General features: G+C 75.2%; 8 protein-coding genes. 7 read left to right on the forward strand and 1 reads right to left on the reverse strand.

Translation table 11 applies throughout. From position 1 onward, the window contains the following. Positions 1-203: 203 nt before the first annotated feature. From ACFV6D_RS36395 to ACFV6D_RS36425, 7 genes are all read left to right on the forward strand, one after another. Positions 204-476, forward strand: a complete 273-nt coding sequence (locus tag ACFV6D_RS36395) for a hypothetical protein (protein WP_063349740.1) — start codon at positions 204-206, stop codon at positions 474-476. 73 nt (positions 477-549) lie between these two features. Continuing rightward, the gene (locus ACFV6D_RS36400) at positions 550-816 is read left to right on the forward strand and encodes a hypothetical protein (protein WP_380495717.1); all 267 of its coding nucleotides are present in this window, start codon (positions 550-552) and stop codon (positions 814-816) included. A 65-nt stretch (positions 817-881) separates the two neighbouring features. Then, a complete protein-coding gene (locus ACFV6D_RS36405) occupies positions 882-1,289 on the forward strand; it encodes a winged helix-turn-helix domain-containing protein (protein ID WP_063349738.1) in 408 nt (135 codons plus the stop codon). Between the two features lie 100 nt (positions 1,290-1,389). Further along, positions 1,390-1,851 carry a hypothetical protein gene (locus ACFV6D_RS36410; RefSeq protein WP_107452946.1) on the forward strand — a complete coding sequence of 154 codons (462 nt, stop codon included), beginning with the start codon at positions 1,390-1,392 and terminating at the stop codon, positions 1,849-1,851. Then, positions 1,848-2,213 (forward strand): hypothetical protein, encoded by a 366-nt coding sequence (locus tag ACFV6D_RS36415; RefSeq protein ID WP_063349737.1) that lies wholly within the window; start codon positions 1,848-1,850, stop codon positions 2,211-2,213. The genes ACFV6D_RS36410 and ACFV6D_RS36415 overlap by 4 nt, the downstream gene beginning before the upstream one ends. 289 nt (positions 2,214-2,502) lie before the next feature. After that, positions 2,503-4,260 carry an ABC transporter permease gene (locus tag ACFV6D_RS36420; RefSeq protein WP_380563020.1) on the forward strand — a complete coding sequence of 586 codons (1,758 nt, stop codon included), beginning with the start codon at positions 2,503-2,505 and terminating at the stop codon, positions 4,258-4,260. 33 nt (positions 4,261-4,293) lie between these two features. Beyond that, the gene (locus ACFV6D_RS36425) at positions 4,294-5,679 is read left to right on the forward strand and encodes a nitrate/sulfonate/bicarbonate ABC transporter ATP-binding protein (RefSeq protein WP_380563022.1); all 1,386 of its coding nucleotides are present in this window, start codon (positions 4,294-4,296) and stop codon (positions 5,677-5,679) included. A gap of 10 nt (positions 5,680-5,689) precedes the next feature. Here the strand turns inward: ACFV6D_RS36425 and ACFV6D_RS36430 are convergent, their stop codons facing one another. Beyond that, complete coding sequence (locus tag ACFV6D_RS36430) at positions 5,690-6,106, reverse strand: metalloregulator ArsR/SmtB family transcription factor (protein WP_063349734.1); 417 nt, start codon at positions 6,104-6,106, stop codon at positions 5,690-5,692. Between the last annotated feature and the right edge of the window lie 405 nt (positions 6,107-6,511).

Genomic DNA, 6,511 nt, shown 5'->3' on the forward strand with positions numbered 1-6,511 from the left:
GTCATGTCCACCGCCCGCAAGGTCGGCATGGGCGCCCTGCGCGCCTACCTCCTGGTCGCGATGGTGATGGTCATCATCAAGATCGTCCAAACCGCGCTCAACCACTGAGCCGCCGCCGGGGCGGCGCCCGACAGTACCGCCGCCCCGGCCCCGACCCGGAAACCTCGACCGCCCCGCACCCGGGGAAGGAAGGAAGTACGGCCATGCGCACCGCCCTTCACCACCACTGCCCGCGCGTCCGCCTCGCCCTGCACGACGGCGTCGAGAGGAACTACCGCCTCGACGACCCCGGCGTCTGCCCGCACTCCGGCACGCCCAACACCCGGGCCTGCGCGTACGAGCCGCGCGTGCACCTGGCCTACCTGCTGGCCCGCCAAGGCCACCGCCCGGACTGGCTCGCCGACTTCGCGGACCTCCCGCCGGCCGCCGCGCGCCGCCTCAGCCGCGCCGCCGCCCGCCACCGGCCGCACGGCTGACGCCCCGCCGACCGCACCACCCGCGCCCTCGCGCACCCCTCCACCCGCTGTCCTGTCACGGAGGTGACCTGCCATGTCCATCGTCGCCGCGTTCCACCCCTCCCTCCCGTCCGCCGGCCGCGGCCGCCTGCGCGCCGCGCTCGCCGCCGTGGGCCGACGCCTGGCGGAGAGCCCGCTGGACAGCCCCGTCCTGCACGCCGTCACGGCCCGGGCCCCGGCCCCGGCCACCGCCTCCGCCGACCGCCCCGCCCGGCTGCGGGCCAGCTGGCGGACCGTCACGGCCCCGGACGGCACCGCCCGGCTGGAAGCCTCCTGGCACCCCTGGCACCCCGCCCGCTGACCACCCGTACCGATGCGTACAGATCCGCACCGACCCCGCACCGACCCGCCGAAGGAGCATCCGCCATGGCCGTGCGCTACCCCAGGCTCGAAGCCATCTTCTCGGACCACACCGCCGCCGCCCCGCCCCGACGGCCGCGCCCCGCACCGGCCCCCCGGCCCGCCGTCGACCCGGACACCGGCCTGGTGGTGGACCCCGAACAGCGCACCGTCACCGTCGACGGGCAGCAACTGGCACTCCCCTACCTGGAGTTCGAGCTGCTCGCGCACCTGGTCGACAACCCGCTGCGGGTCCACTCCCGCCGCCAGCTGATGGAGACGGTCTGGGGCCGGCCGGACACCGGCGACACCCGCACCATCGCCACCCACATCGCCCGGATCCGCCGCAAGCTCGGCCCCGGCCACCGGGAGGCGATCGCCACCGTCCGCCAGATCGGCTACAAGTACGACCCCCGCCTGACCCGCGTCGCCTGACCGCCGTCCGGCCGCGCCGTCCGACTGCGCCGCCCGAGGCCCGATCGCCCGCCCCGGCGGCACCCCGCCGGCCACCACCCCACCGAAGGAGGACACCGCCGTGACCAGAACCGCCCTGTTCCCCTGGACCAGCAGAGGGACGGCGCTGTGCGGCGTCCTGCTCCTCCTCACCCTCCAGGGGATCGCCGTCGGCGTCGCCCCGGGGCGGCTGCGGCTCTTCCTCTCCGGCGTGCTCATCGGCGCCTCGGCGGCCGGACTGCTCCTCGCCCTGCTGCTCGCCCGCAGCGGGCGCGGCACCGCCCGACCCGCCGCCCCCGGCGAGGACGACACCCAGTGGTTCAGCGCCCGCTCCCTGGACGGGTTCCCGATGGAGCAGGTCCGACCACTGCTGCTGTCGCCCGGCGCCCCGGGCCTGAACCGGCTCTACACCGCCTGGGTGTTCGCCACCCACGGGCACGACCCCCAGTGGATCGCCCACCACCTCGACCTGTCCACCCCGACCGCCCGGCTGCTGGTCACCGCGGCCCGGCACCACACCGCTCCCGACAGGAGGCCGCAGTGATCACGGCCCTCGACCACGTCCAGCTCTCCGCACCCCCCGGCAGCGAGGCCCTGCTGCGGGCCTTCTACGGCGACGTCCTGCAGATGGCCGAGATCCCCAAGCCCCGGCCGCTGACCGAGGGCGGCGGCTGCTGGTTCGCCGCCGACGGCGGCCGGGTCCGGCTCTACCTCGGCATCGAGGAGCGCTTCCGCCCCAGCACCAAGGCCCACCCCGGCATCGCGGTCTCCGAGATCGACGACTTCGCCTCGCGGCTGTCCGAGCTCGGCGTGCTCGTGGTGTGGGACGAGAGCCTGCCGCCCCGGCGCCGCTTCTACACCACCGACCCCGTCGGCAACCTGCTGGAGTTCGTCGAAACGGCCTGAGCCGGCGCGCGGAGGAACCCCGGATCCATTTGCCTACGGACGTACCGAAGGAGCAGACTGCCCGGGGCCCGCAGGACGGGCCGGGACGGCACCAGACGACACCACCGGAGGAGGCGGCCATGGGCGAAGACCCTCCCAGTACGCGCCGCCGTACCGGCCGCCTCCCCCACGCCCGCCCGCGCGCCTGACGCGACGGCCCGGGGGGACGCGGCGTTCGTCCCGATCCCGCTGACGTCGCACGCACCTCTCCCGACCCCGGGGCCCCGGGTGCGCGCCGGAGGTGCACCCCATGACCCTGCCGAAGCCGGCCCCGGGCGCCGCCCGGGGCTCACTGCCGTCCCGGACTGCCGCCCGCCTGGCCCGGATGACCTGGGCGGACGCGCTCGTCGCGGCCGCCGTCCTGGTGCTGCTCTACCTCGCGCTGCGGGTCGGGCAGGGCACCACCGTCCGGTTCTCCACCGGCCGGAACGCGGCGGTCGACACCGACCCGGCGCGGCTGCCGTACGACGCGGCGCGCTCGCTGCTGCGGATGTTCGCCGCGCTCGCCGTGTCGGTGGTCTTCACCTTCGGCTACGCCTACGCCGCGGCCCGCAGCCGCCGGCTGGAGCGGGTCCTGATCCCGGCCCTGGACATCCTCCAGTCGGTGCCGGTGCTCGCCTTCCTGACCGTCGCGGTGACCGGCTTCCTCGCCCTGTTCCCCGGCTCCGTGCTGGGCCTGGAGTGCGCGGCGGTGTTCGCCATCTTCACCTCCCAGGCCTGGAACATGACCTTCGGCTTCTACTGCTCGCTGGTCTCGCTGCCGCCCGAACTCGACGAGCTGTCACGCTCGTTCCGCTTCACCCGGTGGATGCGGTTCTGGAAGGTCGAACTGCCCTCGGGCATGATCGGCCTGGTCTGGAACGGCATGCTGAGCTTCGGCGGCGGCTGGTTCTTCCTGGTCGCCTCCGAGGCGATCAGCGTCGACAACCAGCGCTACGCGCTGCCCGGGGTCGGCTCCTACGCGGGCGCCGCCATCGCCGCCGGCGACCTCGGCCGGGTCGGCTGGGCGATCGCCACCATGGCCGTCCTGGTGGTCGGCGTCAACCTGCTGTTCTGGCGCCCGCTCACCGCCTGGGCCGAACGCTTCAAGAACGAGCAGTCCGAGGCCACCGAGGTGCAGCGCTCCGTCGTGCTGGACCTGCTGCGCCGCTCGCACTGGCCCGGACTGCTCGGCCGGCTGCTGCGCCCGGGGTGGCGGGCGCTCTCCCGGGCCGGGCGCCTGCTGGGCACCGACGACCGCCCGCTGGCCGTCGACCCCGGGCGGCGGCGCGCCGGGGACACCGCCTTCGCCGCCGTCGCCGGCGGCCTCGTGCTCTGGGGCCTGGTCGACCTCGGCCGCTACCTGCACGGCGCGACCGGCCTCGGCGTGTTCGGCGAACCGCTGCTGCTCGGCCTCGCCACGCTCGCCCGGGTCGTCGTCCTGGTGACCGTCGCCACCCTGGTCTGGGTGCCGGTCGGCGTGCGGATCGGCTTCTCCCCCCGGCTGACCCGGATCGCCCAGCCGCTGGTGCAGGTGCTCGCCAGCTTCCCGGCCAACTTCCTCTTCCCGCTGGTCGTCTGGCTGCTGCTGCGGACCGGGCTGTCGATCGACCTCGGCGGCGTCCTGCTGATGGCCCTCGGCGCCCAGTGGTACATCCTGTTCAACACCATCGCCGGCGCCATGGCCATCCCCACCGACCTGCGCGAGGCCATGGACGACCTCGGCGTGCGCGGCTGGCAGCGCTGGCGGCGGCTGATCATCCCCGGGATCTTCCCGGCCTACGTCACCGGCGGCCTCACCGCCTCCGGCGGCGCCTGGAACGCCTCCATCGTCTCCGAGGTCGTCACCTTCGGCGGCACCACGCTCACCGCCACCGGCCTCGGCGCGTACATCGCGCGGGCCACCGAGCGCGGCGACTACCCGCACCTGCTCGCCGGGGTGGCGGTGATGAGCCTGTACGTCGTCGCCCTCAACCGGCTGCTCTGGCGCCGCCTCTACCGCCTGGCCGAGCGCCGCTACTCGCTCTGACCCGCGCCCGCTCCCCGCCCCGGAGGTCCCCGTATGCGCTTCCCGTTCCCGCGCGCCGCCCGCCCCGCACCGCCCGCCGCCGCTGATGCTGCTGCTGCTGTGTTCTCCCCCGCCGACGGCGAGGTCCTGCTGGAGACCGTCGGCCTCACCAAGGCCTACGCCGGCGCCGACGGCGCGCTGCCCGTGCTGTCCGGCATCGACCTCACCGTCCGGGCCGGCGAGATCGTCGCCCTGCTCGGCCGCTCCGGCTCCGGCAAGTCCACCCTGCTGCGCTGCCTGTCCGGGCTGATCCCGCCCAGCTCCGGCACCGTCGCCTACCGCGGCACCCCGCTCACCGGCGCCAACCCGGGCACCGCCCTGGTGTTCCAGACCTTCGCGCTGCTGCCCTGGCTGACCGTCCGGCAGAACGTCGAACTCGGCCTGGAGGCCCGCGGCGTGCCACCCCGGGAGCGCGCCGAGGCCGCCGTCCAGGCCATCGACCTGATCGGCCTGGCCGGCTTCGAGTCCGCCTACCCCAAGGAGCTCTCCGGCGGCATGCGCCAGCGCGTCGGCTTCGCCCGCGCCCTGGTCGTCGAACCGGACGTGCTGATGATGGACGAGCCCTTCTCCGCGCTGGACGTCCTCACCGCCGAGAACCTGCGCGGCGAGCTGCTGGAACTGTGGGAGTCCGGCCAGTTCCCCACCCGCGCCGTCGTCCTGGTCACCCACAACATCGAGGAGGCGGTCCTGATGGCCGACCGCATCGTCGTCCTCGGCTCCCGCCCGTACGGCACCATCCGGGAGACCGTCGAGGTCGACCTCGACCGGCCCCGCGACCGCGACGCCGCCGCCTTCGACGAACTCGTCGACCGGGTCTACCGGATCATGACCGGACGCCCCAAGGAGACCCGGCTGCCCGGCCGCGCCGACGGCGCCCGGCCCGACCGGCGCACCGTCGCCAACACCCCGCTGCCCACCGCCAGCGTGGACGGCCTCGCCGGCCTCGCCGCGATGATCGCCCACCGCGGCGGCTGCTGCGACCTCGCCGACCTCGCGGACGAACTCGGCCTCGACATCGACGACATGCTCCCCCAGCTCGACGCCCTCGACCTGCTCGGCTTCGCCGAGATCCACGGCGACGACCTGCTGCTCACCGAGGCCGGCACCGCCTTCGCCGGAGCCGACGTCCAGGAGTCCCGGACCATCTTCGCCGGTGCCGCGGTGGACGTCCCGCTGGTCCGGCTGATCACCAACGGCCTGCGCGGCCGCCCCGGCGCCGCCGTGCACGCCGGCTTCTTCCGCGACCTGCTCGCCCACCACTACACCAGCGAACAGGTCGACCGGCAGTTGGAGACCGCCACCGACTGGGGCCGCTACGCCGGGCTGTTCGGCTACGACGCCGCCCTGCGGGAGTACCGGCTCGACGAGGAGACGGCCTGAAGCGCCGGAGTCAGGCCTGGCCGGTGGCCGGGCGGCGGCGGGCGGAGCGGACGGCGCGGGCGAACGGCTGCTCGGCCGTCGCGGCGGCCGGGCCGGTACCGCCGCCGTCGCCGCCGTCACCGCGCCCGGGCAGGTCGTTGGCGATCAGCGCCGCCTCCGTCAGCAGGCCGCGCACCTCGGCGGCGCGGTAGAAGATCCGGGTGCCCTCCCGGCGCGAGACGACCAACCCGGCCGCCCGCAGCCTGGCCAGGTGCTGCGAGGTCGCCGCCACGTGCGCGCCCAGCAGCTCCGCCAGTTCGCTGACCGGCAGCTCCCGCCGGGTCAGCGCCCAGAGCAGCCGGTACCGGGACGGGTCGGCGACCGCCTTCAGCACCGCGACCGCCCGCTCCGCCGCGTCCGTGTCCCACGCCTCTTCCTGCGCACCCATGCCAGGGATCCTACCGAGCCGGCCCCACCGCCCCGGCGCCCCGGCGGCGCCGAAGCCGGTGCCGTCCGGCCGGGCGCGGGCGTCGCCAGCGGGCGTACCCAGTGGGCGTCGACACCGGACGTCGACACCGGGCGTCGATAGCGGGCCGATGGCCGGGGCTGCCAGGCTTCAGCCATCCTTTCAGCCGCTGCCGACCGGCCGCGCCGTCCAGGAGTTGGAGTCCGTACGAGATGATCGAGCACACCACGTTCCGTACCGCGGTCAGCGGATCGCACGAGCACAATCCCTGGGGCTGAGCGGCCTGGGTCCGCCTTCGGACGCCCGCCCGTCGGGCGGTGTCGGGGAGGACGGACCCGGCCGCCGTGGTCGGTGGGGCGACCACGGCGGCGGTTGGGGGGGTGGGGG

It is taken from the genome of Kitasatospora sp. NPDC059812, from assembly GCF_042732075.1.
GTDB lineage: Bacteria > Actinomycetota > Actinomycetes > Streptomycetales > Streptomycetaceae > Kitasatospora.

Coding starts and splice junctions, on each gene's coding strand:
- ACFV6D_RS36395 (WP_063349740.1), top strand. CDS start 204: ATGCGCACCGCCCTTCACCACCACTGCCCGCGCGTCCGCCTCGCCCTG.
- ACFV6D_RS36400 (WP_380495717.1), top strand. CDS start 550: ATGTCCATCGTCGCCGCGTTCCACCCCTCCCTCCCGTCCGCCGGCCGC.
- ACFV6D_RS36405 (WP_063349738.1), top strand. CDS start 882: ATGGCCGTGCGCTACCCCAGGCTCGAAGCCATCTTCTCGGACCACACC.
- ACFV6D_RS36420 (WP_380563020.1), top strand. CDS start 2,503: ATGACCCTGCCGAAGCCGGCCCCGGGCGCCGCCCGGGGCTCACTGCCG.
- ACFV6D_RS36425 (WP_380563022.1), top strand. CDS start 4,294: ATGCGCTTCCCGTTCCCGCGCGCCGCCCGCCCCGCACCGCCCGCCGCC.
- ACFV6D_RS36430 (WP_063349734.1), bottom strand. CDS start 6,106: ATGGGTGCGCAGGAAGAGGCGTGGGACACGGACGCGGCGGAGCGGGCG.